The following is a 26,794-nucleotide window of genomic DNA, read 5'->3' as shown; positions in this document are numbered from 1 at the left end:
GAAGGCGGCCCTCGCAGGTCTTGATTGGGCTGGTCCGGCCGGCTAGCGCGTTCCGCTACTGTTCACGTGTCCCTTGGTGGAACCTCAGCCGCCATTGGCCCCGGTCCAGCATCCACACGGAGCTGCGTAAAGCAGCTCCTGCAGGTGCCAGACTGCGATAGTTCAGGAGTATGGTGTCCTCGTTCAGGCGATCTGCGCTCAGGAGCTCTAGCTCAGTGGGTTCACCGGGATCTTCCTCCAGGGCCATCATCATGGCATCCCGGGTCCAAAATCGGCCGGAGCTCCCGATCTCGGCAAAGTCCGGGTGGAGCAAAACGCCAATCCTGCCGATGTCCGCCCGCACCTCCGGCCTGAGCATCTCGCGTTCCAACGCCAAGACCGTGTCTTCGGCTGACGGCGGCACCACCGAAGTTTGTTCGTCGAGTTCGCTGAAAAGGTCAGGTTGGCCAAAGATTCCGGACTCGCCAAAAAGGGTCGGCTCCGAATGCGGCCAGGATGTCCGCCCTGCCCGAGATTGCTGCTGACCGGCGGGGGTTTGCTGGCGGGTGCCCTGGGCTAACGAGGCCAGCGCTTGGGGCTTCGCGGCTGGGCTCTGCAGCCCGGCAGGACGGTCCCCAAGCTCGCTACCTACCGCAGCCGGAGCTCCCGGGAAGCCCGGCCCGCTGCGGGGAGCTACGCCCTGCTGATAAGCAACGGCCACCGCGCGTGCACGCTCGTCCGCCGCTTCGTTGAGGTCATGCCCGGCATGGCCCTTTACCCATTCAAAGGTGTACTTGCGTCCGGTGATGGCTTGATCGATGTCCTTGAGCAGATCCACATTCAGGACAGCCTTGCCGTCTGCCTTCCGCCACCCCTTCCGCTTCCAACCCGGCATCCACTTGGTGATGCAGTTGATGACGTACTGGCTATCGCACAGGATCAGCAAATCTTGGTCGGGAACATGCGCCGTGGACCGGAACAAGTCCAGGACAGCCATCAACTCGCCTTGGTTGTTGGTCCCATGCGGCCATCCCCCTGCCCGCCAACAGGAATCGTCAACGTACCAGGCCCAACCGGCCGGCCCAGGATTACCGAGGGCGGACCCGTCGGCGGCAGCAATAATCGTCATGGACTTAATCCTGCCAGACCTTACTGACACTAAAACGCGCAGCTCAAAGACCACACAAAGTACTCGGGCACAGCAAAACGGCGGCCCCCACCAAATGGTGGGGACCGCCGTCGTGATGCTCTTACTGCAAAGAGCGGGAGGGCTTAGAAGCCGCCCATGCCGCCCATGTCGTCGCCACCGGCAGCCGGGGCGTTCTTTTCGGGCTTGTCAGCAACCACTGCCTCGGTGGTCAGGAACAGACCAGCGATGGAAGCAGCGTTCTGGAGAGCCGAGCGGGTGACCTTTACGGGGTCATTGACGCCGGCAGCCAGAAGGTCTTCGTAGACGCCCGTGGCAGCGTTCAGGCCGTGGCCGGAGGGCAGGCCGCGAACCTTGTCCGCTACAACGCCCGGCTCGAGGCCAGCGTTGAAAGCGATCTGCTTGAGCGGAGCGTCGATGGCAACCTTGACGATGTTGGCACCAGTTGCCTCGTCACCTTCGAGGTTGAGGTTGGCGAACGCCTTGGCGCCGGCCTGGATGAGGGCCACGCCACCACCGGCAACGATGCCTTCTTCAACGGCAGCCTTTGCGTTGCGGACAGCGTCCTCAATGCGGTGCTTGCGTTCCTTCAGCTCAACTTCGGTAGCCGCGCCAGCCTTGATGACTGCAACGCCGCCGGCCAGCTTGGCCAGGCGCTCCTGCAGCTTCTCGCGGTCGTAGTCGGAATCGGAGTTCTCGATCTCGGCGCGGATCTGGGCCACGCGGCCAGCGATCTGCTCGGCGTCGCCGGCACCTTCAACGATGGTGGTCTCGTCCTTGGTGACAACGACCTTGCGGGCGGTGCCGAGGAGTTCGAGGCCGGCGTTCTCGAGCTTGAGGCCAACTTCTTCGGAGATGACCTGGCCACCAGTGAGGATGGCGATGTCGGCGAGCTGTGCCTTGCGGCGGTCACCGAAGCCCGGAGCCTTGACGGCAACGGACTTGAAGGTGCCACGGATCTTGTTGACGATCAGGGTGGCCAAGGCCTCGCCCTCGATGTCTTCAGCGATGATCAGCAGCGGCTTGTTCGACTGCATGACCTTCTCCAGGACTGCAACGAGTTCCTTCACGTTGGAGATCTTGGAGTTCACGATCAGGATGTACGGGTCTTCGAGGACCGTTTCCTGGCGCTCAGCGTCGGTGACGAAGTATGCGGAGATGTAACCCTTGTCGAAGCGCATGCCCTCGGTGAGCTCAAGCTCCAAGCCGAAGGTGTTGGATTCCTCGACCGTGATGACGCCTTCCTTGCCCACCTTGTCCAGGGCCTCGGCGATCAGTGCGCCAATTTCCGGGTCGCCGGCGGAGATGGAAGCCGTGGCTGCGATCTCTTCCTTGGTTTCGATTTCCTTGGCCGAGGACAGCAGTTCCTTGATGACTGCTTCAACAGCCTTCTCGATGCCGCGCTTGAGGGACAGCGGGTCAGCGCCGGCCGCGACGTTGCGCAGGCCTTCCTTGACCAATGCCTGGGCAAGAACCGTTGCGGTGGTGGTTCCGTCGCCAGCGACGTCATCCGTCTTCTTGGCAACTTCCTTGACCAGTTCCGCACCGATCTTCTCGTAAGGATCGTCCAGCTCGATCTCCTTGGCGATGGAAACACCATCGTTGGTGATCGTGGGGGCGCCCCACTTCTTTTCGAGGACGACGTTGCGTCCACGCGGACCGAGGGTGACCTTGACGGCGTCTGCGAGGATGTTCAAACCCCGCTCGAGGCCGCGGCGTGCCTCTTCATCAAATGCAATGATCTTGGCCATAACGGCGGTAGTCCTTTCGGGACAGTCGTTAAGAAGGTACCTGTCTGATGGAGTGCCCGCGACGGACGGCCTTTCGCTTGCGGCCTCTGTATGCCGCGCGCTTCCGGACCTCACCCCACCAAAAGGTGTTTCTTGATCCCCCGCCGGTTCGCTAGCTTTTGGGCCGGATTAACCGGGCCGCACTTAGCAGTCGAACCGTTGGAGTGCTAACTCAATAATTAGCACTCACCCGGGGAGAGTGCAAGCAGCGGCTCCACGCTGCGCTATAAACGAAAAGGTTCCTGCCGGCGTCCGCCGCCAGTGTCCGCGGCTTAGGCGACGCGTACACTCTCCGCTTGGGGGCCCTTCTGCCCCTCCCCCAATTCGAACTCAACCCTCTGGCCCTCCTCAAGGGCCCGGAATCCGTCCATTTGAAGGGCGGACCAGTGTACAAAGATGTCGTCGCCGGAATCATCCACAGTGATGAAGCCGTAACCCTTTTCGGCGTTGAACCATTTGACGGTTCCCAAAGCCATGATGCCCACTTTCACAGTAGCCAAAGTCCGGTAGCCGGGATCTCCGGGCCGGAGTTAATCCACTGTAACCACTGTGATCGCAACGCGGTGCCGCGCTGGCGAAGTGCATCGCTTTTGTTATTGAGGCTTAACCGGGATGGTGCCGTGTTTACTGGTGACCCTGCGTTTGCTGGTAACCCGGCGCTTACTGGTAGCCCGGGCCTGCGACCACCACGAGCGGCTGCTGGACGTCAGGGGCCTCGACTACTTGCTGGATCCCGAGAAGGGTACCCAAAGCTTCGGCATTAGCCTTCTGGGCCGGCGCGTTATAGAAGATGACGGAAGATTTCTGTGGCAGGCCGCCCCAGTTGCCCACCGTACCCAAGGTCCAGCCGCCGCCTTGGACCAAGCCGGCGACCTTGGAGGCCAAACCGGCCGTGCCGGCACCGTTGTAGACAGCCACCGGGGTGGACTTGTCCACGGGAGCCGCCGTCGGGGTCGCGGAGGGAGTTTCGGACGGCGTCGCGCTGGGCGCCGGGGACGCAGCCGGGGCGCTGCTCGATGCGCTGGGGGCCGCCGACGGCGGCGCGCTGCTCTGGCGGGGTGCCGACGTCGAAACGCCAGGGGCTGCGCTCGGTGCCACAAACCCAAGGCGCGGAAGGATCAAGAACGCCACCAAGCCAAGCACCAAGGCCACTGCCCCGACGGTGAGGACCGGCCACAAAGCGGGCCGGGACGTTGCTTGGGCGTCGCGGTGGACGCCTTGCCGGGAGCTGTTCTCTGGGACCTGGTCGAACTCGTCCCTGGCATATTTGGTCATGGTGAAGCGTTGTCCTTGCTGGTTGCTGCTGACAGATCAGCCGGGCGTTTTACGCGTCGGACCCCAAGCGGCGCGCAGTCCGCGCGCGCTGGCGGGACGTACGTAGTCTACGCAATCTCTTGACCAGCATGGGATCGTGCGCCAACGCATCTTCCGTATCGATCAGCGCATTCAGGATCTGGTAGTAGTGCGTCGCCGAGAGATCGAACAGCTCACGGATGGCTTGTTCCTTGGCGCCGGAGTACTTCCACCATTGCCTTTCCAAGGACAACATCTGCTGATCCCGCTCACTGAGCGGGGAATCAGGGCGGGTATTTCCGACAAAGTCCGCGCGGTCAAAGTCGGTGGCTTGCTGCGCCATCGGATCCGGTGCTGGTTCGGCCATGGCAGGCTCCTTCGACGCTCAGATGGGAAAAGACCTACCCCCATGTTAGGGGCGAATAACAACGCTGTCATTCGCATGGGCGCCGGACGCAGGAGACAATGGCGTGGTGACTGGCGAGGATGCTCTCTTTGATCTTGAACCGGCGGCGGTGCCGGACCTTGGCTTTGCCGAACTGGTGGGCAGGCCGTTGGATGAGCTGATGGCGCCCGACTGGGCGGCTGCCTTATCTCCTCTGGAAGGACAGTTCCGCGACGTTTTCGCTTTCGTCGCGGCCCAGGCCGACGCCGGCATCCAAGTGCTGCCCTCTGCGGACAACCTCCTGCGGGCGTTCCGGCGCCCCCTCGCCGATGTCAAGGTACTGATACTCGGCCAGGATCCGTATCCGACGCCGGGACATGCCGTCGGACTTTCCTTCGCCGTGGCCAGGCAGACCCGGCCCATCCCGCGAAGTCTGGCAAACATCTACCGCGAGCTCCACGATGACCTTGGCCTGCCGCCCCGTGTCCACGGAGACCTCAGCGCTTGGTCCGATCAAGGCGTCCTCCTCTTGAACAGGGTCCTCAGTGTCTCCGCGGGAGCTGCCGGCTCGCATCGAGGGAAAGGCTGGGAGGCTATCACGACGGCGGCCGTCACGGCGGTGGCGGAACGCACCGACGGCTCGGGCCGGCAGAGCCCGCTGGTGGCGATCCTGTGGGGAAAAGATGCGTTGTCCGTCGAACCCCTGCTGGGAGGTGCCCCGTCCATCTCGTCTCCCCATCCCAGTCCGCTTTCGGCCTCTCGCGGTTTCTTCGGCTCCAAGCCCTTCAGCCAGGCCGATGAGTTGCTGCGCGAGCAGGGCGCCGCCCCGATTGACTGGGAACTCCCGGTCCTCTAAAGGGCCACGAGTAGCGGCGCCACGAGTGGCGGCCCCACGAGCTGGAGGGTCGCCCTTGCTCCGTTGTGGGGCCCGCTCTGCAGGGTTGGAGGGTGATTTAGGCTGCAGAGCGGGCCCCACAACGAGGGGGCGGTTGCTGAGACGCAGTGGCCTAGGCTTGCTTCTATGAACGCCGCACTCCCATCGACATCCTCTGCCACACGCAAAACCCGCCCGCAGGTCAACCTGACAGTGCTGAGTAAAGAGCTCCTTTCGCCCCACATGGTGCGGATTGTGGCGGGCGGAGAGGGCTTCGCGGACTACGAAAACAACGAGCACGTAGACAGATACGTCAAGATCGTTTTCCCGCAGCCGGGCGTCGACTACCAACTGCCGCTGGACTTGTGGGCCATCCGGGAAACCATGCCCCGCGAGCAGTGGCCGCACACACGGACCTACACCGTCCGCTGGGTCAACATGGAAGTCAAGGAACTGGCCATCGACTTTGTGGTCCACGGCGACGAAGGCCTGGCTGGACCGTGGGCCGCCGCCGCCCAACCCGGAGACGACCTGATCTTCACTGGTCCCGGTGGTGCCTACAGCCCAGCGCCGGACGCCGACTGGCATCTTTTTGCCGGCGACGACGCCGCGATTCCGGCCATCGCAGCCTGCGTCGAGTCCCTCTCCGAAGAAGCCCGGGGCATGGTGTTCCTGGAGGTGGACAGCGAGGCCGATATTCTCCCGATCGCGGGGCCCCCGGGCGTCGAACTTCACTGGCTGTTCCGCCGCGGAGTACCCGCCGGATCCAGCGAGCTGCTGCTTGAGTCGCTCCGCGGCATCGAGTGGTTACCGGGCCAGGTAGACGTGTTCGCCCATGGGGAGCGTGGCTATATGAAGGGTCTCCGCGAGATCTTCTTCAGCCAAAGGGGCTTGGAGCGTTCTCAGGTCTCCCTCTCGGGGTACTGGGCGCAGGGCCGCGTGGAGGAAGTATTCCAAGCCGAGAAGAAATTGCCCGTAGGCAAAATCTAGGCCTTTCAGGAACTAACGCCGCCGTACCCGGCGCCGCTCATTGCTGGACAGCCCCTTGGTCAGCGGCCTGGCAAGGTTGTCACCGAGCACAATTCCGGCTGCCACCCCGAGCACAATCGCACCTGCATTCAGCATGCCTCCGGCGCCCACCAAAATGTTGCCACCCTCAACGGTCAAAACATACATGGAGCGGAATATAGTTAGCCCGGGAAGCAGGATCAGTGCCGCCGGAACAGCGACCACCAGCTGCGGGGCGCCCAGTTTGAGCGCGAGGACCCTGGCCAACAATCCGATGACGACGGCGGCAACGGCCGGAGACAGGCGGTCCCCGACACCCCCTTGGCCGACCCCCCACAGGACAAAGAAGCCCACGATACCTACGGCCGCCGTCGGGAGGAGCAATCGCATCTGGGTCTGTTCGGTAACACCGATGGCCAGCACAGCGATGGCTATCAAGACCGCTTTGCCCCACAAAGGGTACGCGTCCGGGAATGTTTGGGTGACGTCCAGCACCGCGCTTCCCATCACCGTTCCCACCACCACAGCGACGGCGATGCCCGCAACGATGGCGCCAAAGGTGAGCAATGTTGAGAGGAACCGTCCCGCGGCTGTGACGGGGAAGCCATTGATGGCGTCCTGCACGGCTGAAACGAGCCGACCTGTAGGCAACAACAGCAAGATCCCGCCAGCAACCACAATCGATGGCGCGATGTCTACGCCGGCCCATCGAAGCATCAACGCGATAAAGGTCACCAGGAACGCGCACGCCATGGTGACGAAGAAATCCGCGGTCCGCCACTTGGTCAGTCGACGTGCCAGCAGGCTGACCATGAGGTTGGAAGCGAAAGCAACGGCGGACGCTCCGAGGCCCCCACCCAGGACGCCCACGAAGACCGCGGCAAATACTGCGAAGGCCATGGTTACCATCCAGCGGGGAAACGGCTTGGCGCTGCGAATGATGCCGTTCAGGCGACGAACTGCTTCGTCACGGCCCACTCCCCCTGCGATGATGTCGGTCACCAGCTGGTGGACCTGGGCGAGTCCCGCATAATTATTCGTCCAGGAACGGACCACGCGAAGAAGCGTAATGGGGGTCTGGTCCTTGGGCGCGTAGTTGATGGCGACCGACTGGTTGGTGATGTCCACTTCAACGTTTTTGAGGCCCAGGGCTGCTGTCACGGCAATCATGCTGGTCTCAACCTCAAGGGCACCGGCACCGTAACGGAACATGACTTCGGCCAAATGCAGGGCGAAGTCGATCGTTTTCCGGGCGGAGGCATCCACGCCCGCCACCTGGATGGTGGGATTGGCGTAAGGACTTCCCGCCAGCCGGTCCACGATATTCATGGGCGCGGTGGGCGGACTGTCCCCTTGAACCAAGCGCATCAGCATGCGTTTTGCGGTGACGTTCTGCCGCACCTGCGATGGTCGCAGCGGCTGGGTCTTGGGCAAGCCATCCGTTGGCGGACGGCCGCCGGACCCTTCGGGCCATTCAGTCACGCAGCGATCCTCCCGTTGCTTTTTTGATCAGCGCCTTTTTGATCAGCGGTTTCTCCGGAGTTTCCTCAGTACGGGCAACTTCTCTACTGGTAATCTTCCCAGAACCGTCTGGACAGTCCCTGCAAGCTTCCTGGCCGTGCGGTACGCGGTGAATGCCAAGGGATTCACGGGCGCCACGAAATCACCAACCAGTTGGACCACTTCGCCGCCGAATCCCTTCTTGAATTCGTAACCGCCGTGACCAGTCTCGTCCTGGCCTTGGATTCCGAACGTGCCATAGAAGTTGTAACGGGAGTACCCGTTGTTCAGCGCGTGGAGCATCATGCCCCAGTAAAGGGATGTTGCGCCGTTGAAATAGATGTAGTCCTGGACGGTTCCACCTATGACGCACACCAGTTCATCACCTGAGCATGCGAAGTGGATGGCGGCAACGGTGGCCACGCCCACCGAGTCCGGGAATCGTTCAATGTCCTTTAGGCTCCGCTCGTAGCTGTCCACGAGGTCCTGTACAACCTTGATCCGGTTGGCCTTCTTTTTGCTGCCGGTTTCTTCGACCTCACGCTTGAGCTCGGCCAACGTCTTGGATTCAGCTTCCAGGCGCTCGGTGATGGACGCCCGATACTCAGGGATATTGATCTTGGCCATCATGAGCTTGGTGAACTCATCGGAGGTGTTGCGGAGGAGTTGCTCGTAGTACTCGCGTTCGCGGTAGGTGAAGCCCTTCTCATCCCCTGCCGTGCTGAGGGCATTGTAGAAGTCGTCCAGTGTTTCCAGGGTGGCCTGTTCTAGGTAGACGCCGTTCTTCTCGGCCTTACGGATGGCCTTGCGGGTCCGGTAGTTCATGCCCATGATGAGTTCCTCGGAATCCGCGATCCCGTCGAGCTGCTTCACGAACATCCAGTTGATGTTGGCAAAGTTCATATCGAAACCCTGGTGCTGGAATCCAAGGCCCTGCAATTCCTTCATCAGAGGCCGGTTGTCCTCGATCTCCGGGTGTTCCGCGCCTTCCTCATCCCGCGCGATGTACCGGACGTTGGGTGAGATCCGCAGTTCAGCAGCCTTCTTGGTAGCCGCGTGCTTCTTCAACTGCTCGACGACGAAGCGCACCGCCACGGCGTCGGAATAATCCATCAGCGGGCCCTTGGCGCAGTCCGCGGTCTTGTAACCGAAGCGATTCGACGCGTAGACGAGTTTCCCGGCAGCGATGAGGCTTCCACCCCTGGTAACGCCGAAGAGCTCCACTTCCTGCCCGCGTGCGCGCTGGAACCTGGTCAGATCCATGGATTGGATGAAGCTACCCTGAGGGTGTCCTTTGGCGAACGTCTCGTAATCAGTGTCGCTGAGAATCACGAATTCCATCTCGGTTCCAGCCTGAATCGGTGTCAAAGAAATTACCTCACCTAAAAGTAGATTTTGCACCCGTGAGTAGCCGGGCCGGGCCGTGCTTGTTGCCTGTTCTTACGCGCTCAGTAGAACTGGCCGCCGGTGCGCATTGTTTCGAGTCGACGGAAGACCTTCTCGGCACCCTTGAGCCACAGCTTGTAGCGGAGCGGGCTCAGGACCATGTCGTAGCACCCCACGAAATCCGTGACGGTCTTGGTGAAGCTCGTCTTGAAGGATCCAAGGCCGTACAGCGGGTGGGATTTGTCTTTGATGCGGGCAGCCGGAGGGGTTCCGCAGAAATCGTACTCAACACAGCCGAGTTCCTGCATCCGCTGGATGGCTGCCCATTGGGCCAAGTGCGAGTCGCCGTACTGCTTACGGTTCTGCGTGGAACCGCCGTCCTTGTACGTAGCCTTAGAACCGTAATTGATGACGAACGCGCCGACGCTCGGTGCCCCGTCCTCGTAGACGAAGAAAAAGTGTCCCTGGCCGCGGCTGCAGAACTCGCCCCAGAAAGTGGCGTAGTACTCGTAGCTGCGTAGCGGCATGGCGCCTTTGGCGTTCACGGTGTTCTGCATCAGGGCGTAGAGCTTGCGGTAGCTGTCCTCGCCCGGCTCGGCCGGCAGAACCTCGCACCCCTCGCGTTCAGCCCTGCGGACGGCGTTCCGGGCCCGTGACGAGATGCTCCTGAGCACTTCATTGGCCGGTGCCGAGATGTCCAGGATCGCCGTGAAGTCGTTCGACTGGATGTTCGGAGCCTTGACCAAACCGGCTGCCCGCAGTTGCGCTGTCACCTCAGGTGACTCGACGACGTCGGGCTCTACCTTGATGGTGAAGACGTTTAGCTTCTGTTCCTTCGCCAGGGCCGCAACGGCCGTGAGCATGGGTTTGATGTCCTCGACTGAGGCGGCGTCTGGCCCCTTGATGAGGTACCAGAGGCGGCCGAGGACCGGGAACTTCTTCTCCAGCAACAGGTTGTAGCTGGCGTAGTCGGCAGTCTCCACCACCAGGCGGCGGACCAGCCAACCGTTACCGTCCTTGACTGCCGCATAGGCGTCCGACTGCAGCATGTTGCCGCCGTTGGGATTCGCCGTGACGTGCTTGTCCCAGTTATCGGTTTCCTCGGCGGTGGCAAAGCGGGCGGTAAATTCTCGCAAGGTGGCCGTGTCCAATCTCAGGGTTTGGTGCCGTGTTGAGCGTAGGTGTTCAGAGTGGAGCGTGCATGCGGACATGCAGGACCCAGTCTATCGGGATCAAAAAATCAGGTGGTTGCGCTCAGCATTCGACGACGTTGACGGCGAGGCCGCCCATCGCGGTTTCCTTGTACTTATCGGACATGTCCTTGCCCGTTTCCCGCATGGTCACGATCACCTCATCGAGGGACACCCGGTGTGTCCCGTCGCCCCACAACGCCATCTTCGCGGCATTGATCGCCTTCGCCGCAGCAATCGCGTTCCGCTCAATACACGGGATCTGCACCAACCCGCCGATCGGATCACAGGTGAGCCCCAGGTTGTGCTCCATCGCGATCTCCGCGGCGTTCTCCACTTGACCCGGCGTACCACCCATCACCTCAGCCAGCCCGGCAGCAGCCATCGACGACGCCGACCCCACCTCGCCCTGACACCCCACCTCAGCACCGGAAATGGACGCCTGCTCCTTATACAACACACCCACGGCACCGGCAGCGAGCAAGAACTTCACCACCACATCATCGCGGTCCCGCTGGGTGGCGTTCTCCATGCCCGGGGCGTAGTGCAACGCGTAATACAACACTGCCGGGATGATCCCCGCAGCACCATTCGTGGGAGCCGTGACCACCCGGCCACCGGAGGCATTCTCCTCGTTAACCGCCAGCGCGATCAGGTTCACCCACTCCTGCCAGTACTTCGGATCATTCCGGTCCTTGTCTTCCTTCAGGAGCCGCTCCAACCAATCAGGAGCACGACGCCGGACCCGCAACCCACCAGGCAACACACCCTCACGCTTCAAGGACGTCTCAACACAGGCCTCCATCACAGCCCAAATATGCAGCAAGCCCTCCCGGATCTCCTCCTCAGACCGGGACGCCCGCTCATTGATGAACATGATGTCGCTGATCCCCAACCCCTTCGAGGCACACCGGCCCAGCAACTCGGCCGCCGTCCGGAACGGCAACGGCAACTCCTTCTTCGACTCCTCCAACTCAGCCCGGGCCGCGTTCTCCTCACCCTCACGGACAATGAACCCGCCACCTACCGAGAAAAACGTCGCCTCCTTGAGAACGTTCCCCTCAGCATCAGAAACCGCGAACCTCATCCCGTTCGTATGCCGCGGCAACACCGTCAACGGATGCAGCACCATATCCTCCACCGCATACGGCAGCTGCACACCCCCACCCGAAGCACCAGCAAGGTTCAACAACCCGGTGTCAGCGATCGCCGCGAGACGCTCCTCCACCTCATCGGGCAGGATCAATTCGGGCTGAAACCCCTCCAACCCCAACAACGTCGCCGTCATGGTCCCGTGCCCACGACCCGTCGCAGCCAACGATCCATACAAATCCACCCGTAAACCCGCAACGTCCCCCAGCACGCCGCTATCCACAAGCTCCCGCGCAAAGACCGCGCCAGCCCGCATCGGCCCCACCGTATGCGAACTCGACGGACCAATGCCGACCGTGAACAAATCAAAAACACCAACAGCCATAGCCGTGATTCCTTCATAAAACTTGAGGCGTTCCGGCAGATGGTCCTGCCGGATGGCCACTCCCGCTCGTGACGGAAGGCGACCGAAGCACGACGCCGGACGGCCCCCAAAGGCGGCAATCCGGCGTCGCAAGTTATTCAGTTACTGCATTCAACGCTACGCCCATCCGCGCCCGTTTCGGGGCCTCGCTGCGGATAGTGCCGTGCGTACGGCGTCCTGCGCAGCGAGCCCACGAAATGGCGGGCACAGAGATCAGGAAAGGTCTCCGCCGTTCTTGGAGGCGTACTCCTGGGCGGAAAGCAACGGCCCCTCGGACTCAGCGGCTACCTTGAAGAGCCACCCCGCGCCGTAGGGGTCGTTGTTGATCAGGGCCGGATCACTGACAACGGCGTCGTTGATCTCGGTGACCTCGCCGGTGACAGGCGAGTACAGGTCCGAGACGGACTTGGTGGACTCGACCTCTCCGCAGGTCTGGCCAGCAGTTACGGCAGTTCCAACCTCGGGCAAGTCAACGTAGACGATGTCGCCCAGTGCGTCGGTGGCAACCTCGGAAATCCCAACGGACACCGAGTTTCCCTCGCCGCGGGAGACCCACTCGTGCTCGTCGGAGTACTGCAGTTCGGGCGCTACTTTGGGCATTCTGTTTCCTTTACGTGTGGTGACTACAACTAAACCGGCGGGTTTTACTTTTGGCGCTTGTAGAACGGCAGTGCTACGACTTCGAACGGCTCGCTCTTCCCCCGGAGATCGATGTCCAGCGGGGTGCCAACCTCGGAGAATTCGACGTTGACATAAGCCAACGCTACCGGGTAGCCGAGCGTGGGGCTCGGCTGGCCCGAGGTCACCTCACCGACCACTGCGCCGTCCTTCAAGACCGGGTAGTGCCCGCGTCCAGCGCGACGCCCCAGGCCTTTGAGGCCCACGAGCTTGCGCCCGTTGGTGGAACCGGCGCCGTCTGCCTTCAGGGCCGCGAGTGCATCCTTGCCGACGAAGTCGCCTTCCTTGGACACGGCCACCACAGGCCCGAGCCCTGCAGCGAACGGGTTCCCTTCGCGGGAGAGCTCGTTCCCGTAGAGGGGCATTCCGGCTTCCAGACGCAGGGAGTCACGCGAGGCGAGTCCTGCCGGGACGAGCTCTCCGTCTTCTGCGACCTCGGTGATCGCCTGCCAGAGCGCAGCCGCGGATTCGTTGGGCACGAAGATCTCGAAGCCGTCTTCGCCGGTGTATCCGGTGCGGGCGAGCAGCAGGTCCTGGGTTCCGCCGTCGAACGTGAACGGGACCTCGACGGCGGCGTAGTACTTCAGATCCTGGACCAGCGCGTGCTGTTCGGCCGGCACCAGGCGCAGGAGGATGGCTTCCGCGAGGGGGCCCTGGACGGCAATCAGGGAAGTCGCCGCGGAGGCGTCCTCCACCACAACGTCGAAGCCGGCAGCGCGTTCCAGCAGCTCGGCGGCCACAACCTTGGCGTTGCCCGCGTTGGGAACCACGAGGAACTTGTCCTCGCCTTCCACTGAGGAGGGGCGGCGGTAGGTGATGAGGTCATCGATGATGCCGCCGTCGGCGTTGCAGATCAGCGAGTACTTTGCCTTGCCCTGGGCCATGGCGGAAATTTTGCCCACCAGCGCGTAGTCCAGGAAGGCGGCCGCCTCGGGGCCCGTGACCCAGACTTCGCCCATGTGGGAGAGGTCGAACAGGCCTGCGGACTTACGGACGGCGTGGTGCTCGGCCAACTCGGAGGAGTACTTCAGCGGCATCTGCCAACCACCGAAGTCCGTGAAGGACGCGCCGAGCTTCTTGTGCTCTTCGTAGAGAGCGGTGTAATTCTCAGTCATTGCAGGAACCCCTTAGTTCTCGAAGTCTTCGATCGGAGGGCAGGAGCACACGAGGTTCCGGTCACCGGCTGCGCCGTCGATGCGTCCTACCGGCGGGAAGTACTTGTCCTGCTTGAGGTGGTGGACGGGGAACGCGGCCTGCTCACGCGGGTACGCGCGGTCCCAATCGGAACTGACGACGGCGGCTGCCGTGTGCGGTGCGCGGCGGAGAGGGGAATCCTGCACGGAGAAGTCCCCGGCGGCGACCTGGTCGATCTCGGCACGTATGGTGATCATCGCCTCGATGAACCGGTCGATCTCGGCCAGGTCCTCGGACTCGGTGGGCTCCACCATCAGGGTGCCCGCAACCGGGAACGCCAGGGTGGGGGCGTGGAAGCCGAAGTCGATGAGACGCTTGGCCACGTCCTCAGCGGTAACACCCGTAGTGGCCGTCAGTTCGCGAAGGTCCAGGATGCATTCGTGGGCAACGAGTCCGCCCTCGCCCGTGTAGAGGACCGGGAAGTGGTCGTTGAGACGGGACGCGATGTAGTTCGCCGCGAGCAGCGCGGACTTGGTGGCGTCGGTCAGGCCCTGGCCGCCCATGAGCTTCACGTACGCCCAGGAGATCGGCAGGACACCGGCCGAACCGAAACGGGACGCCGAGATCGGGACGCCGTTGCCTTCGGTCCAGGACGCAGCATCGCCGGGCATGAACGGTGCCAGGTGTGCTTTCGCTGCGACCGGGCCAACACCGGGTCCGCCGCCGCCGTGCGGGATGCAGAAGGTCTTGTGCAGGTTCAGGTGCGAAACGTCCCCGCCGAACTTGCCCGGCTGGGCAAGGCCCACGAGTGCGTTGAGGTTCGCGCCGTCGATGTACACCTGGCCGCCGGCCTCGTGGATCGCGTCGCACACTTCACGGACGTCGGCGTCGTAGACACCATGCGTGGACGGGTAGGTGATCATGATGGCCGAGAGCGCGTCCCGGTGGGCCTCGATCTTGTTCTTGAGGTCCACGTGGTCGATGGTGCCGTCCGGTGCGGTGGCCACAACGACAACCTTCATCCCGGCCAGCACGGCGGACGCTGCGTTGGTTCCATGCGCCGATGCGGGGATCAGGCACACGTTGCGCTGGTCGTCGCCATTGGAGCGGTGGTACCCGCGGATCGCGAGCAAACCGGCGAGCTCACCCTGGGACCCGGCGTTCGGCTGGATGGACACTTGGTCATAACCGGTGATCTCGGTCAGCTGCGCCTCAAGGTCGCTGATCAGTTCACGCCACCCCTCGGTCTGGGACTCCGGGGCGAACGGGTGGATGGAGGCGAACTCCGGCCACGAAATCGCTTCCATCTCAGCGGTCGCGTTCAGCTTCATGGTGCACGAACCCAGCGGAATCATGGTGCGGTCCAACGCCAGATCCCGGTCAGAGAGCTTACGGATATAACGGAGAAGCTGGGTCTCGGAACGGTGCGTGTTGAATACCGGGTGCTGCATGAAGTCACTCGTACGCTCCACGGACCCCTCAAGTGCGAAGCCCTCCGTGGACTCGGCAACCGAAGCGCCGAAGACCGAAGCAACGTCGGCCACTACCGCCGTCGTGGTGGTTTCATCAACCGAGATGCCAACCGTGTCGGCGTCGATGCCGCGGAGGTTGATGCCCTTGGTCTCGGCATCAGCCACGATCTCTGCAGCGCGACCGGGGACGCGGACGGTGACGGTGTCGAAGAAGGAACCGTGAAGGACCTCGACGCCGGCAGCCTTCAGGGATGCCGCGAGGGTACGGGCGTGGTTGTGAGCCGTCTCAGCGATCGCTTTCAGGCCGTCGGGGCCGTGGTACACCGCGTACATCGAAGCAACGATCGCGAGCAGCGCCTGGGCCGTGCAGATGTTGGACGTGGCCTTCTCACGGCGGATGTGCTGTTCACGGGTCTGCAGCGCCAAGCGGTAGGCCGGGACGCCGGCGTCGTCCTTGGAAACACCCACCAAGCGGCCCGGCATGGAACGCTCCAGGCCCTTCTGGACGGCCATGTAGGCCGCGTGCGGGCCGCCGAAGAACAACGGCACACCAAGGCGCTGCGCGGAACCGACCGCAATGTCAGCGCCCTGCTCACCGGGAGGGGTGATGAGCGTCAGGGACAGAAGGTCGGCAGCAACCGTGACCAACGCACCGCGCTCCTTGGCCTCAGCGATCACAGCAGAGTGATCGAACACCCGGCCAGAAACGCCGGGCTGCTGCAGCACAACACCGTTGATGGCACCCTCGGGAAGCCCGAGCGACAGGTCCGCGACCTCAACTTCGAAACCCAACGCCTCGGCACGGCCCTTGACCACGGCGATGGTCTGCGGGAGGCAGTCGGCGTCGAGGACGGTCTTGCCATCACGTGCCGCTGCGGACTTGTTCGCCCGGCGCATCATCAGGACGGCTTCGGCAACGGCCGTGGCTTCGTCCAACAACGACGCGTTGGCGATCGGGAGGCCAACCAGGTCCTGGACCATGGTCTGGAAATTCAGGAGCGCTTCGAGGCGGCCCTGCGAAATTTCCGGCTGATACGGCGTGTATGCCGTATACCAGGCGGGAGACTCAAGGATGTTGCGGCGAATCACAGGGGGCGTGACGGTGTCGTAGTACCCCTGCCCGATCATCTGCACAGCGGTCTTGTTCTTGGACGCCAGCTTGCGGAGCTCAGCAAGAACCTGCACTTCGCTCAACGCGTCCTGTAGCGTGAGTGCGACGTCCTGACGGATGTCTTTGGGAACAGCGGTGTCAACCAAGGCATCGACCGTGTCATAGCCAACGGAGGCGAGCATGGTGTCGACGTCGGCCTGGCGTCGTGCGCCGATATGCCGATCGACGAAGGTGGTGGAGGCAGAACTAACCGTCACGGGGAACTCCATTACTTGGGCGGCGTTTGTGTACGCCACAGCGGCTGGGTCCCTCCCCACTCTGTATTGGACCTGAGAGTTTCCGCGCGTTGTGTGGACAATCATCGCTTGCACCGTCGGTGAGCACGGCAGCCTGCCCGGAGTTGGGCCGATTGCTGTGCTGCTTTCCAGAGTTGCCTCGCCGCGGCGGTGCATGGGCCTGAGAGATTCCTGGGGAGGATTTGCTCCTACGGCGCCTGCACCTCTTGCTTGCAGGACTCTCCCGCCGCAGATCAAAGGCATGTTCAGTTGTGTATGGGCGCCTTGATAGGCACGCCACAAATGTTAATTGTCCTATGCGGCGCCGCTGCCCGCAAATGATGACCCGTTAGTTCCGCAGCCGGTCCAAGACACTTAAGAGAATCTCGACGTCGGCCGCCCGCCCGGCGTTGCCATTGTCCTGCCCGCCCTCGAACATCGCGTTGAAATACAGGCCGTCGCCCATATAGCTCACGGCCTTGGCGACGTCCGGCCCCACGTCCTCTGCCAAGACATCGAGCCACATCTGCTGGATGGCGGCAAACCTGAGCCTCGTTTCTTCATGAGCCACTTCGGCAAGGCGGGTCGCAGCCACGAAAGCGCGGTCCATGGGCGTGTCAGCCCACAGGGAGGAACGAATGAAGTGCACAGCAGCTCCTTCAGGAGCTGCCTTCATCCTCTCCGTGTCCTCTTCCGCGAGCTGGTCCAAGCGCGCCAGCAAAGCAGTGATCAAAGATTCCTTATTCGGGAAGTGATACAGCAACCCGCCCTTGGACACGCCTGCCCGCTTGGCGACGGCGTCGAGGGTGGCAGCGCGCTCCCCGACCTCAATGAGCAGGGCTTCATAGGCGTCCAGGACGGCGTCGCGGGCAACTGGTTTTCGTGGCATGACTACATCATTCCCTAAAGGATCGGTTGATCTGAATTGAAACTATACCGTCTGGACGGTATAGTAAGTGCCATGTTCACTCCGTCCGCAACTCAGGCTCCCCGCTCCGTTCGGCCCGCTCTGGGCAGGACAGCGCCGTGGCGCGATTGGGCGGCGCTGGGACTGCTGATGTTCCCGGTGTTGCTGGTCGCCGTCGACAACACCGCGCTGACCTTCGCGCTGCCGCAGATCGCCCGATCCCTTGATGTGGGCGGCGTGCAGCTGCTGTGGATTATCGACGCCTACCCCCTGGTGTTGGCAGCCTTGCTGGTTTCCATGGGCAACCTGGGCGACAGGATCGGCCGACGGCGGTTGCTAATGATCGGCAGCACAGGCTTCGCAGCGGTTTCGGCTGCTACGGCATTTGCCCCTTCGGCGGAGTGGCTCATCGCCGGTCGCGCCGCCCTTGGCATCTTCGGAGCCATGCTGATGCCTTCCACGCTGTCTTTGATCCGGAACATCTTCACCGATCCCAACCGGCGTCGGCTTGCCATCGCCGTATGGGCAGCGGGTTTTTCCGGTGGGGCGGCCCTTGGCCCCATCTTCGGTGGTTGGCTGGTGGAGCACTTCTGGTGGGGCGCAGTCTTCCTGGTGGCCGCTTTCCTGTTGCTGCCGCTCTTGGCCTTCGGGAGGGTGCTCATCCCCGAGTCCAGGGACGCGAACCCCGGGCGGGTTGATCCGCCAAGCATCGTGTTGTCCATCGTGACGATGGCCCCGTTCGTTTACGGCATCAAGGAATCCGCAATCCATGGTTTTGGAGCCATGCCTGCCGGTTTCCTCGTTTTTGGCCTGGTGATGGGCGTTCTCTTTGTTCGCCGCCAGCAGAGGATCGACAGCCCGATGCTCGATGTCAGCCTCTTCAAGAACAAGGTGTTCAGTACGGCCATTGCGGCCAATGTGTTGTCGCTGTTCTCCATGACGGGTTTCATCTATTTCTTCGCCCAGCATCTGCAACTCGTTGAAGGCCGTTCCCCTATGGAGGCCGGGATCGCCATGATTCCCGCCCTCTTGGCGACCGTGATGGCCGGCATGCTGGTGGTGCCGCTGGTTAAGCGCGTACGGCCCGGCTTCGTGGTTGCCGGTGGCCTGACCCTCAGCGCGGCGGGCTACCTCATAGCCGTGCTCGGGAACCACAGTGAGGGCCCAGTGTTCCTCTTGTCGGCATTGACCGTACTGGCGGTAGGTGTTGGTGCGGCGGAAACCATCTCCAACGACCTCATCCTTGGTTCTGTTCCGGCGGACAAGTCGGGGGCAGCCTCGGCCATCTCCGAGACGGGGTATGAACTCGGTTCGCTGCTGGGCACCGCCGTTCTCGGGTCCATCCTGACCGCGTCCTATCAGCACAACTTGGTCATCCCCGCAGGCGTCTCTTCGCAGGTTGCCGGAAAGGCCTCGGAGACGTTGGCCGGCGCGGTTGACGCCGCGGGCACCCTGCCTGAGCCGACGTCGGCGGCATTGCTGACCGCTGCCCGGGTCGCGTTCGACTCCGGCGTCCACATCACCGCGGCGATTGGGCTGGTTCTGATGGCTGGAGCGGCGGTGCTTGCCGGCGTCGTTCTGCGTCGCGTACCGAAGGCGCAATAACCGTTGTGTGGCCCGCTCTGCATGCTTCCCGCCGGGAATAGCCAGCAGAGCGGGCCTCACAACGCCTCTGTTGGCGCCGCCTTCGCGTCTACGCTGGCCGTGATCCCGTCGATCCGCTCCAGGGCCTCGGTGAGCCTGCCCACGGTCCCCCACAGTTCGGGGTGCTGTTCCCTGACCTTCGCCAAGGGAGTACCGGCCGAGGTCAGGGAGGCCAGATCGAAGCTCACGTTGGTGCGGGCGCCGGCGATCGCTGCCCGGAGGGCTCCAAAGGCAACCACCACATCGGCGATCAACGCCGGATTCCCGTGCTTGGCAAGCCACGCAAGATCCTCGGTGGCTTCCATGGCACGCTCGCCCAGGCTTGCTGACGATTTCGCGGCCTCTATGGAGGCGCGGCGGATTACCTCAGCGCGTTCCGGACCCGGGTCCAGGCGGAAGGCAGCGCCAAAAGCGTCGGAGGCGACGGCGTCGTCGTCTGCTAATTTGAGTGCCTCTTCGCGCATCTTCTTGGCTCTTCCCCGGATCCCTGCAAGAGCATCGCGATTCTCCCCGTCCGCGTCCGTATACCCGGCCACCATGGATGTTAGCGCCGCCGAAATTGCCAGCATGACGCCGGTGCCGGCTCCGCCCCCTGGAGAACCAGTGGACTCGGCGAGCGCCTTGGTCCATTCCTCAACAGTGGTTTGCTGCGTTGTGATTGAGTCGGATTTAGTCATGTCATCCAGTGTGCTCCGCGACCGGCCACCTACGCAGTTGTTGAAGCAGCGCGGCGTGGTGCAGTGGATAAGCTGTGGGCATGGACCTCCAAGAGCTGTACCGCGACCTGCACACGCATCCGGAATTGTCGTTCCAGGAAGTCCGAACGGCCGGGATTGTGGCCGGCCATCTTGAGCAACTGGGCCTCAGGGTGCATCGCGGCGTCGGGAAAACCGGTGTTGTGGGCGTGCTTGAGAACGGAGCGGGACCGGTGGTCATGTTGCGTGCTGACATGGACGGATTGCCGGTCAAGGAAGCCACGGGCTTGGACTATGCCAGTACAGAAGTTGGCATTGATCCGGAGGGCAACGAAGTTCCCGTGATGCATGCCTGCGGGCATGATGTGCATGTGAGCTGCTTGCTCGGGGCCGTGGAATCTTTGTCCTCCGCGCGGCAGGAATGGCGGGGAACACTGATTGCGGTTTTCCAACCCGCGGAAGAATGGGGCGGCGGCGCTGAGGCAATGGTGAATGACGGACTGTACGGTTTGGTGCCAAAGCCCGACGTCGTCCTTGGCCAGCACGTAGCTCCGTTCCCGGCCGGCTGGTTGGGCCTACGGGGCGGCGTCGCCATGGCTTCCGCAGACTCCCTGACCATCACGTTGCACGGTCAAGGTGGCCACGGATCCCGACCCGAAACAACTGTCGATCCGGTCCTCATGGCAGCTGCAGCAACCGTGCGGCTTCAGGGCATCGTTGCCCGCGAGCTTGCCGCCAGCGATTCCGCGGTGGTCACGGTGGGGCAGATCCATTCAGGGACCAAGAACAACATCATCCCCGAAACGGCCACGCTGGGGTTGAGCGTGCGTTCATTCGACGACGCCACGCGGGGCAAGGTGTTGGGCTCTATTGAGCGGGTGGTCCGCAGCGAAGCCGCTGCTTCCGGGGCTCCCCGGGAGCCCGAGTTCAGCCATGAGGACCACTTTCCGTTGACGTTCAATGATGAGGCGGCCGCAGGTCGGGTGACCGAAGCGTTCCAAGCGAAGTTCGGCGCCGGCCACGTCATCGACCCAGGCCCGGTTTCGGGCAGTGAGGATGTGGGCGCCTTGGCAAAGGGTGCCGGGGCTCCGTTGGTCTTCTGGTTCCTCGGCGGCGCTGATCCGGCGTTATTCCAGGAATGGGCGACGACGGGACGCCTTCCGGAAGACATCCCGTCGAACCACTCCCCGCATTTTGCACCTGTCATCGAGCCGACGTTGACTCAAGGCACCGAGGCACTCGTAACAGCTGCGCGGGAATTCCTCGCCACTAACTGACGGAACCTCGCCACTAACTGACGGAGCTAGGCGTCCTGGCGGACACGCTCCGTTGTTGGCTCGGTTACCTCGGATTCACGACGACGGCGGACCAGGAACGACCACGGCGAGCCTTCTGCCTGCGGGGGCTTCCTTGGTGGGGCCTGCGGCTCCTGTTCCACCTTTGCCTCAGTTGGGTGCATCTCGGGCTTGCGCGCGGAGTCCTTCTTCGTGCGCCGCTCGAAGTTGTCATAGTACGCGTAGCACATGACCAACCTCCTTCCACGGCTGTCCTTTAATGTTCCTCGCAGCTGGACCAGATGTCGACTTGTTTTTAACACTGCCGGTCTATAAAACTGCCGGTGTCAGTGCAACTGGTCCGGATGTTGATTTGCGCCCACACTAATATGGCCGGGATAGTTATTGGACGCTTGACGATAGGTGCCGCATGATCGAGATCCTTAGCCCCAACGAATTGCTGCGAGCCAAGGCAGCAGGTGCTTTGGTGGCGGACATTCTGCAGGCACTCAAGGAACGCTGCGCAGTAGGCACGAACCTCCTGGAGATAAATCAGTGGGCCAAGACGATGATCCTCGGTGCAGGTGCTGAATCGTGTTACGTCGACTACGCCCCGTCGTTTGGTCGTGGACCGTTTGGCCACTACATCTGCACCGGAGTCAATGACGCAGTCCTGCACGGTAAGCCGCACGACTACAACCTTGCAGACGGTGACCTCCTGACGCTCGATCTCGCAGTGACCCTCCGTGGAATAGCCGCCGATGCTGCCATCAGCTTCGTCGTTGGAGATTCCCAGCCAGCCGAGAGCGTGGCACTGATAGAGACAACCCGCCGCGCCTTGGACGCGGGCATCGCCGCAGCCCGGCCAGGAGCCCGCATCGGCGACCTTTCATACGCCATCGGCGCCGTTCTCTCCGAGGCCGGATACCCGGTCAACGTTGATTTCGGCGGCCATGGCATCGGATCGACCATGCATCAGGATCCCCACGTACCCAACGCCGGCCGGCCCGGCCGCGGATTCCAACTGCAGCCCGGCTTGCTGCTGGCGCTGGAACCATGGGTCATGGCGGATACGGCCGAGCTCGTCACCGACGCCGACGGCTGGACGCTCCGCAGCGCGACCGGTTGCCGGACTGCCCATACTGAGCACACCATCGCAATCACCGAAACCGGAGCAGAAATCCTCACGTTGCCGTCAAAGGGCTGACCCACGGACAGCAATAACTGACACGCCCTGCGACGTCGGGATCAACCGACGGCGGGACGCCGCCCAGACGCGTAACAAGAAGCCTGGCAACAGGCACCCCCTTGCACTTAGGCGTGACAGCGGCCATACTAAATGAACGCTATTCATTTAGTGATCGTCGTCTCACGGAGTAAACGCCCCACATGATTGAACTTTCCTGCCTCGAAGCCCCACGCTCGCGGGCTCGCACCCGGGACGGCGGTATCGACTTCACCACCCAACAGCAACCGGCTTCTTCAAGAACAGGTCACTGACATGAGCCAAATGATCGGCCGCAAGAACGGCGCTTCCCTCCCCAATGACGGGGCAGACGCCGCCGGAACACAACATGGTATTAGCGGCAAAGGACTCAAGAGTGGCCAATTGGGCCTGCTCGCCGTCGTCGTCCTCGGTATTTCCTCCGTTGCCCCCGCCTACAGCCTCACGAGCTCACTGGGTCCGGCCGTAGGCGCCGTCGGGGTACAACTGCCTGCCATCTTTATCGTCGCCTTCATCCCCATGATCCTCGTAGCGTTCGCTTACCGTGAGCTGAATGCGGATTCCCCGGACAGCGGCACCACGTTTACGTGGGCCACCAAGGCGTTCGGCCCCTTCGTCGGCTGGATGGGAGGCTGGGGGTTGCTCGCGGCCAACATCATCGTTCTCTCCAACCTCGCAGGCGTGGCGGTGGACTTCTTCTACCTCTTCCTGGCGCAGGTCTTCAACGATCCCGGCCTCGCGGACCTGACTTCCAACAAGGCCTTGAATATCCTCACTTGCCTGGTGTTCGTGGCACTTGCCGTTTGGGTGAGCTACCGCGGCCTGCACGCAACCAAACTCGTGCAATTCAGCATGGTCGGGTTCCAGATCGCCGTCTTGGCGCTTTTCATCATCATGGCCCTTACCCATGCTGCATCCGGTGATTCACCTACCGCTATCGCCTTCAGCTGGGATTGGTTCAACCCCGCCAAGATCAGCAGTTTTGACCAGTTCGCGGCCGGCATGTCCCTCGCCGTCTTTGTGTACTGGGGTTGGGACGTCTGCCTCACGGTGAACGAGGAGACGAAGGGCGGAAAGGGAACTGCCGGTAAAGCCGGAACCACCACCGCAATCGCGGTTTTGGGCCTGTACATCGCAGTCATCGTGGCCACCATGATGGTGGCAGGCGTTGGCGGGGACGGCATCGGACTGAACAACCCTGACAACCAGCAGAATGTATTCGCCGCCCTGGCCTCCCCCGTCATGGGTCCCCTCGCTATCTTGATGTCGCTGGCCGTACTGTCCGGCACTGCTTCATCGCTGCAATCCACCATGGCTTCCCCGGCCCGCAGCTTGCTGGCCATGGGCCACTACCGCGCCTTGCCGCCCCGCTTTGCCTCGGTCAGCCCCCGTTTCGGCTCCCCGGGCTTCGCCACGATCATGGCCGGCGCGATCTCCGGCGGGTTCTACGCCATCATGAAGGTGGTCAGCGAAAACGTCCTCAACGACACCATCTTGGCCCTTGGCCTCATGATCTGCTTCTACTACGCCATGACCGCCTTCGCCTGCACATGGTATTTCCGGCACAGCTTGTTCTCCAGCGTCCGGAACGTCTTCATGCGCCTGCTCTTCCCCGTGATCGGTGGCGTTGTGCTGACCGTGGTGTTCTTCCAGACGGCCGTGGACAGTTGGTCGCCGGACTTTGGCAGCGGCTCCGAGGTCTTCGGTGTGGGCTTGGTGTTCATCATCGGGATCGGAATCCTTGCCCTTGGCGTTGTGGTCATGCTGATCACGGCACGGCGACACCCGGGCTTCTTCCGCGGCGAGACCATCCGCAAGGATACCCCTGCCTTGGTAGTGCCCGAGTAGGCTTCCCAAGTCGAGAAAAAGCGGCCGGTTCGCATGGAAATTTCCATGCGGACCGGCCGCTTTGGTATGTCCTCCCGTTCGCTGCGGGATCAGTTACCAGTGATGGGCGACGTCGACCACCAGCCGGGAGCCGCCGTCGGGCCCCGCAAGGGTGAAGACCCGGAACGGAAGCCGGGCCCGGACACCCAGCCCCAACGTGGTGGTACCTTCGAAGCTACCCGCGTATGCCACCTGACGAAATGTCTGGTACCCGGTGACGTTAGCGAGTTCCGTGGCGGACGACGGCGTGAAAGTCGGCTGGCCGCTTGGACCATACGACGGCGCATTCACCACCACACGCAGGGCGGCATCTCCCCTCAACGGCACCGGCATCCCGGACCCGTCCTGAACCACCGCGGGAACATATTGCACCGAATAGCCGGCCACGTTTCCCGTAAGGTCAACCACCAACCGGTCAAAACATGCCTGCTGGCCCGTCCGGACGTTGGTGACCTGCGCGGAACTCATGGTGGGATCGGCCTTGGCCAAAGAACCCCACGCGATCCCGCAATATGCCGCTGCCGAGGCTGGCCCCGGCGCCATCAGGCCGAATGCTGCGGCTACGAACACCGCTGCTAAACCGGCCCTGAATTTCCTCATTTTTTGCCCCCTTCAGGCAAGATTGACAACTCAATCGTAGGAGGGCAGGGAGGGTTCAGAGCGGAAAGTTGCTGCTTCGGCGCTCAACCGTTAGGGATGCACAGCGAAAGTGACGGCCCCGTGACTTTTTCAGCCTTCGCAGTCCTTGCAATACTTCAAACCATTCTTTTCCAAGGCCACTTGGGAGCGGTGGCGGACCAGGAAGCAGGAGGCACAAGTGAACTCGTCCGACTGCTCTGGTACCACCACAACGGTCAGTTCTTCCCCGGACAGGTCGGCCCCCGGGAGGTCGATTCCTTCGGCGGTATCGTTCTCGTCAAGGTCGATGACAGCAGTCTGGGCGCTCGGGACGCGGGAGGCCTGGAGGGCTTCAAGTGAGTCAGCCGGAGACTCTTCCTCAGTCTTGCGCGGAGCGTCGTAATCAGTAGCCATTGAGGGTTCGCTTTCGTCGCTGCAGGGCGCCCATACCGGCACCTCAGTGAAGCAGTTTAGGGCATGTGCTGCGGTATCAGTGAATAGTGTGCTGAAGGCAACATTCAGTCCTGCAATGCCTGCTCCACGATGTACTCCGCGATGGCGAGCGACGACGTTGCCCCCGGCGACGGCGCGTTTCGCACCAAAACCATGTTCCGGCGTCGTGCGATCACAAAATCGTCCACCAGTGAACCGTCACCATTCATCGCTTGGGCACGAACGCCCCTGGTTCCGGGCAAAATATCCGCGCCATCCAGTGATGGAACAAAACGCATGGCTTCGCGGATAAACCTCTTCTTACTGATGACGGTCTGGAATTCACGGATGGCGGACGGGACATTATGTCCGGCAAAATTCCAGAACCCCGGGAACAGGGCGTAATTGGCGATGTCACGGACACTCACGCGGTTCCATGTGTACGATTCGCGGCCGAAGGAGATGAAAGCATTCGGTCCAAGCATCATTTCGCCGTCGATGCGCTTGGTCAGGTGGACGCCGAGAAACGGATGTTTGGGATCGGGAACCGGGTAAATCAGCCCTTTGACCTGATCCCGGGATTCCGGTCCGAGCAGGAAATACTGTCCAAAAAACGGGACGATTCGAGGGGTGCCCGGTTCCCCTGCTGCATGCGCCAGCCTGTCTGACTGCAGACCGGCACAGGCCACCACCAGGTCGTAGATTTCCTCGTCGCCCTTTGTGCGAACCACCACTCCGCGCCCCCGATGCTCCAGCGAGGTGACCTCCTGGCCCAGCCGGATGATGCCGCCCTGCCTCCGGACGTCCTCGGCCAGCGCCTTGGTGATGGCCGCGTAATCAACAATCGCCGTTTCCGGTGAATGCAAAGCGGAAAGCCCGACGGCGTTCGGCTCAACCTCGCTGATCTGCTCACCCGTGAGCATCCGGGCGCCCGGAACTCCGTTGGCCAGGGCGCGGACAAAAATGGTTTCCAAGCGCTTGGCTTCTGTTGCCGTCTGGGCGATCACAAGCTTGCCGCAGGCCTCGTAAGGGAGGTTTTTGGCGGCACAGAAGTCTTGCAACAGGTCCACTCCCCGGCGGCATAGTCTCGCTTTTAAGCCGCCGGGTTCGTAGTAAAGGCCGGCATGGACCACGCCGGAGTTATGCCCTGTCTGGTGGGCGGCCAGGCGGTCTTCCTTCTCAAAGATGGTGACCTGGACGCCGTCGAGCTTGTTGGCCAACTCCCGGGCTACGGCGGCGCCGATGATTCCGCCCCCGATGACGGCGCATCGCCTGATCGTTGCGGCAGACATGGCACTCCTCACCGTTGGGACCAACTCACTCCACAGCATCGCACGCGCGGCACGCGAAAGGGGCGGCATGCGAAAGGGGCGG

The 26,794-nt window shown here is 62.5% G+C and carries 24 protein-coding genes and 1 riboswitch; of the genes, 6 read left to right on the top strand and 18 right to left on the bottom strand.

Annotated elements, in window-relative coordinates:
• Positions 1-55: 55 nt before the first annotated feature.
• The 5 genes from QRN04_RS00365 to QRN04_RS00345 all read right to left on the bottom strand — a co-directional run bounded on the left by QRN04_RS00365 (position 56) and on the right by QRN04_RS00345 (position 4,576).
• Positions 56-1,108, bottom strand: coding sequence for a ribonuclease HI family protein (locus tag QRN04_RS00365; RefSeq protein ID WP_284974159.1), 1,053 nt, complete (start codon positions 1,106-1,108; stop codon positions 56-58).
• Between the two features lie 143 nt (positions 1,109-1,251).
• Positions 1,252-2,877, bottom strand: coding sequence for a chaperonin GroEL (groL, locus tag QRN04_RS00360; protein ID WP_284974158.1), 1,626 nt, complete (start codon positions 2,875-2,877; stop codon positions 1,252-1,254).
• A 311-nt stretch (positions 2,878-3,188) separates the two neighbouring features.
• On the bottom strand, positions 3,189-3,392 hold the full coding sequence (locus QRN04_RS00355) for a cold-shock protein (RefSeq protein ID WP_284974157.1): 204 nt from the start codon (positions 3,390-3,392) through the stop codon (positions 3,189-3,191).
• Positions 3,393-3,576: 184 nt separating this feature from the next.
• Positions 3,577-4,191, bottom strand: coding sequence for a LytR C-terminal domain-containing protein (locus QRN04_RS00350; protein ID WP_284974156.1), 615 nt, complete (start codon positions 4,189-4,191; stop codon positions 3,577-3,579).
• A gap of 49 nt (positions 4,192-4,240) precedes the next feature.
• Entirely contained in the window at positions 4,241-4,576 is a 336-nt protein-coding gene (locus QRN04_RS00345; protein WP_284974155.1) for a DUF3263 domain-containing protein, read from the bottom strand.
• Positions 4,577-4,679: 103 nt separating this feature from the next.
• Between QRN04_RS00345 and QRN04_RS00340 the strand changes: the two genes are divergently transcribed.
• Both QRN04_RS00340 and QRN04_RS00335 read left to right on the top strand, forming a co-directional pair.
• Positions 4,680-5,450: a uracil-DNA glycosylase gene (locus QRN04_RS00340; protein ID WP_284974154.1), complete on the top strand. Its 771-nt coding sequence runs from the start codon at positions 4,680-4,682 to the stop codon at positions 5,448-5,450.
• 165 nt (positions 5,451-5,615) lie between these two features.
• Positions 5,616-6,458 (top strand): siderophore-interacting protein, encoded by an 843-nt coding sequence (locus QRN04_RS00335; RefSeq protein ID WP_284974153.1) that lies wholly within the window; start codon positions 5,616-5,618, stop codon positions 6,456-6,458.
• 12 nt (positions 6,459-6,470) lie between these two features.
• Here the strand turns inward: QRN04_RS00335 and QRN04_RS00330 are convergent, their stop codons facing one another.
• From QRN04_RS00330 to QRN04_RS00295, 8 genes are all read right to left on the bottom strand, one after another.
• On the bottom strand, positions 6,471-7,958 hold the full coding sequence (locus QRN04_RS00330; RefSeq protein ID WP_284974152.1) for a threonine/serine exporter family protein: 1,488 nt from the start codon (positions 7,956-7,958) through the stop codon (positions 6,471-6,473).
• A gap of 42 nt (positions 7,959-8,000) precedes the next feature.
• Complete coding sequence (locus tag QRN04_RS00325; protein ID WP_284974151.1) at positions 8,001-9,317, bottom strand: peptidoglycan bridge formation glycyltransferase FemA/FemB family protein; 1,317 nt, start codon at positions 9,315-9,317, stop codon at positions 8,001-8,003.
• 107 nt (positions 9,318-9,424) lie between these two features.
• Positions 9,425-10,513, bottom strand: coding sequence for a lipid II:glycine glycyltransferase FemX (locus QRN04_RS00320; protein WP_284974150.1), 1,089 nt, complete (start codon positions 10,511-10,513; stop codon positions 9,425-9,427).
• A gap of 103 nt (positions 10,514-10,616) precedes the next feature.
• Positions 10,617-12,029: an L-serine ammonia-lyase gene (locus QRN04_RS00315; RefSeq protein ID WP_284974149.1), complete on the bottom strand. Its 1,413-nt coding sequence runs from the start codon at positions 12,027-12,029 to the stop codon at positions 10,617-10,619.
• Positions 12,030-12,281: 252 nt separating this feature from the next.
• Positions 12,282-12,668 (bottom strand): glycine cleavage system protein GcvH, encoded by a 387-nt coding sequence (gcvH, locus tag QRN04_RS00310; RefSeq protein ID WP_284974148.1) that lies wholly within the window; start codon positions 12,666-12,668, stop codon positions 12,282-12,284.
• Positions 12,669-12,712: 44 nt separating this feature from the next.
• A complete protein-coding gene (gene gcvT / locus QRN04_RS00305) occupies positions 12,713-13,861 on the bottom strand; it encodes a glycine cleavage system aminomethyltransferase GcvT (RefSeq protein WP_284974147.1) in 1,149 nt (382 codons plus the stop codon).
• 12 nt (positions 13,862-13,873) lie between these two features.
• Complete coding sequence (gcvP, locus tag QRN04_RS00300; RefSeq protein ID WP_284974146.1) at positions 13,874-16,720, bottom strand: aminomethyl-transferring glycine dehydrogenase; 2,847 nt, start codon at positions 16,718-16,720, stop codon at positions 13,874-13,876.
• Between the two features lie 177 nt (positions 16,721-16,897).
• Positions 16,898-16,995: riboswitch (glycine riboswitch) on the bottom strand.
• 92 nt (positions 16,996-17,087) lie between these two features.
• Complete coding sequence (locus QRN04_RS00295) at positions 17,088-17,627, bottom strand: TetR/AcrR family transcriptional regulator (protein ID WP_284974145.1); 540 nt, start codon at positions 17,625-17,627, stop codon at positions 17,088-17,090.
• Positions 17,628-17,699: 72 nt separating this feature from the next.
• Between QRN04_RS00295 and QRN04_RS00290 the strand changes: the two genes are divergently transcribed.
• The gene (locus tag QRN04_RS00290) at positions 17,700-19,250 is read left to right on the top strand and encodes an MFS transporter (RefSeq protein WP_284974144.1); all 1,551 of its coding nucleotides are present in this window, start codon (positions 17,700-17,702) and stop codon (positions 19,248-19,250) included.
• Positions 19,251-19,306: 56 nt separating this feature from the next.
• Here QRN04_RS00290 and QRN04_RS00285 read toward each other — a convergent pair whose 3' ends face one another.
• A complete protein-coding gene (locus QRN04_RS00285; protein ID WP_284974143.1) occupies positions 19,307-19,966 on the bottom strand; it encodes a cyclodeaminase/cyclohydrolase family protein in 660 nt (219 codons plus the stop codon).
• Positions 19,967-20,040: 74 nt separating this feature from the next.
• On the opposite strand from QRN04_RS00285, the gene QRN04_RS00280 reads away from it, so the two are divergent.
• Complete coding sequence (locus QRN04_RS00280) at positions 20,041-21,261, top strand: amidohydrolase (protein ID WP_284974142.1); 1,221 nt, start codon at positions 20,041-20,043, stop codon at positions 21,259-21,261.
• Positions 21,262-21,287: 26 nt separating this feature from the next.
• Here the strand turns inward: QRN04_RS00280 and QRN04_RS00275 are convergent, their stop codons facing one another.
• Positions 21,288-21,509 carry a hypothetical protein gene (locus QRN04_RS00275; protein WP_284974141.1) on the bottom strand — a complete coding sequence of 74 codons (222 nt, stop codon included), beginning with the start codon at positions 21,507-21,509 and terminating at the stop codon, positions 21,288-21,290.
• A 179-nt stretch (positions 21,510-21,688) separates the two neighbouring features.
• Here QRN04_RS00275 and map point away from each other — a divergent pair, with 179 nt between their 5' ends.
• Together map and QRN04_RS00265 are read left to right on the top strand one after the other, a co-directional pair.
• Positions 21,689-22,465, top strand: coding sequence for a type I methionyl aminopeptidase (gene map / locus QRN04_RS00270; RefSeq protein ID WP_284974140.1), 777 nt, complete (start codon positions 21,689-21,691; stop codon positions 22,463-22,465).
• A 294-nt stretch (positions 22,466-22,759) separates the two neighbouring features.
• Positions 22,760-24,331 (top strand): APC family permease, encoded by a 1,572-nt coding sequence (locus tag QRN04_RS00265; protein WP_284974139.1) that lies wholly within the window; start codon positions 22,760-22,762, stop codon positions 24,329-24,331.
• A gap of 93 nt (positions 24,332-24,424) precedes the next feature.
• Here the strand turns inward: QRN04_RS00265 and QRN04_RS00260 are convergent, their stop codons facing one another.
• The 3 genes from QRN04_RS00260 to lhgD all read right to left on the bottom strand — a co-directional run bounded on the left by QRN04_RS00260 (position 24,425) and on the right by lhgD (position 26,712).
• A complete protein-coding gene (locus tag QRN04_RS00260; protein WP_284974138.1) occupies positions 24,425-24,970 on the bottom strand; it encodes an AMIN-like domain-containing (lipo)protein in 546 nt (181 codons plus the stop codon).
• A gap of 129 nt (positions 24,971-25,099) precedes the next feature.
• Positions 25,100-25,402, bottom strand: coding sequence for a DUF4193 domain-containing protein (locus QRN04_RS00255; RefSeq protein WP_284974137.1), 303 nt, complete (start codon positions 25,400-25,402; stop codon positions 25,100-25,102).
• Between the two features lie 104 nt (positions 25,403-25,506).
• Positions 25,507-26,712: an L-2-hydroxyglutarate dehydrogenase gene (gene lhgD / locus QRN04_RS00250; RefSeq protein WP_284974136.1), complete on the bottom strand. Its 1,206-nt coding sequence runs from the start codon at positions 26,710-26,712 to the stop codon at positions 25,507-25,509.
• Positions 26,713-26,794 lie beyond the last annotated feature (82 nt).

This window comes from Arthrobacter sp. efr-133-TYG-104 (assembly GCF_030208915.1).
In the GTDB taxonomy this organism is placed as follows: domain Bacteria; phylum Actinomycetota; class Actinomycetes; order Actinomycetales; family Micrococcaceae; genus Arthrobacter.
This window is presented reverse-complemented; position numbering and strand designations above follow the sequence as displayed.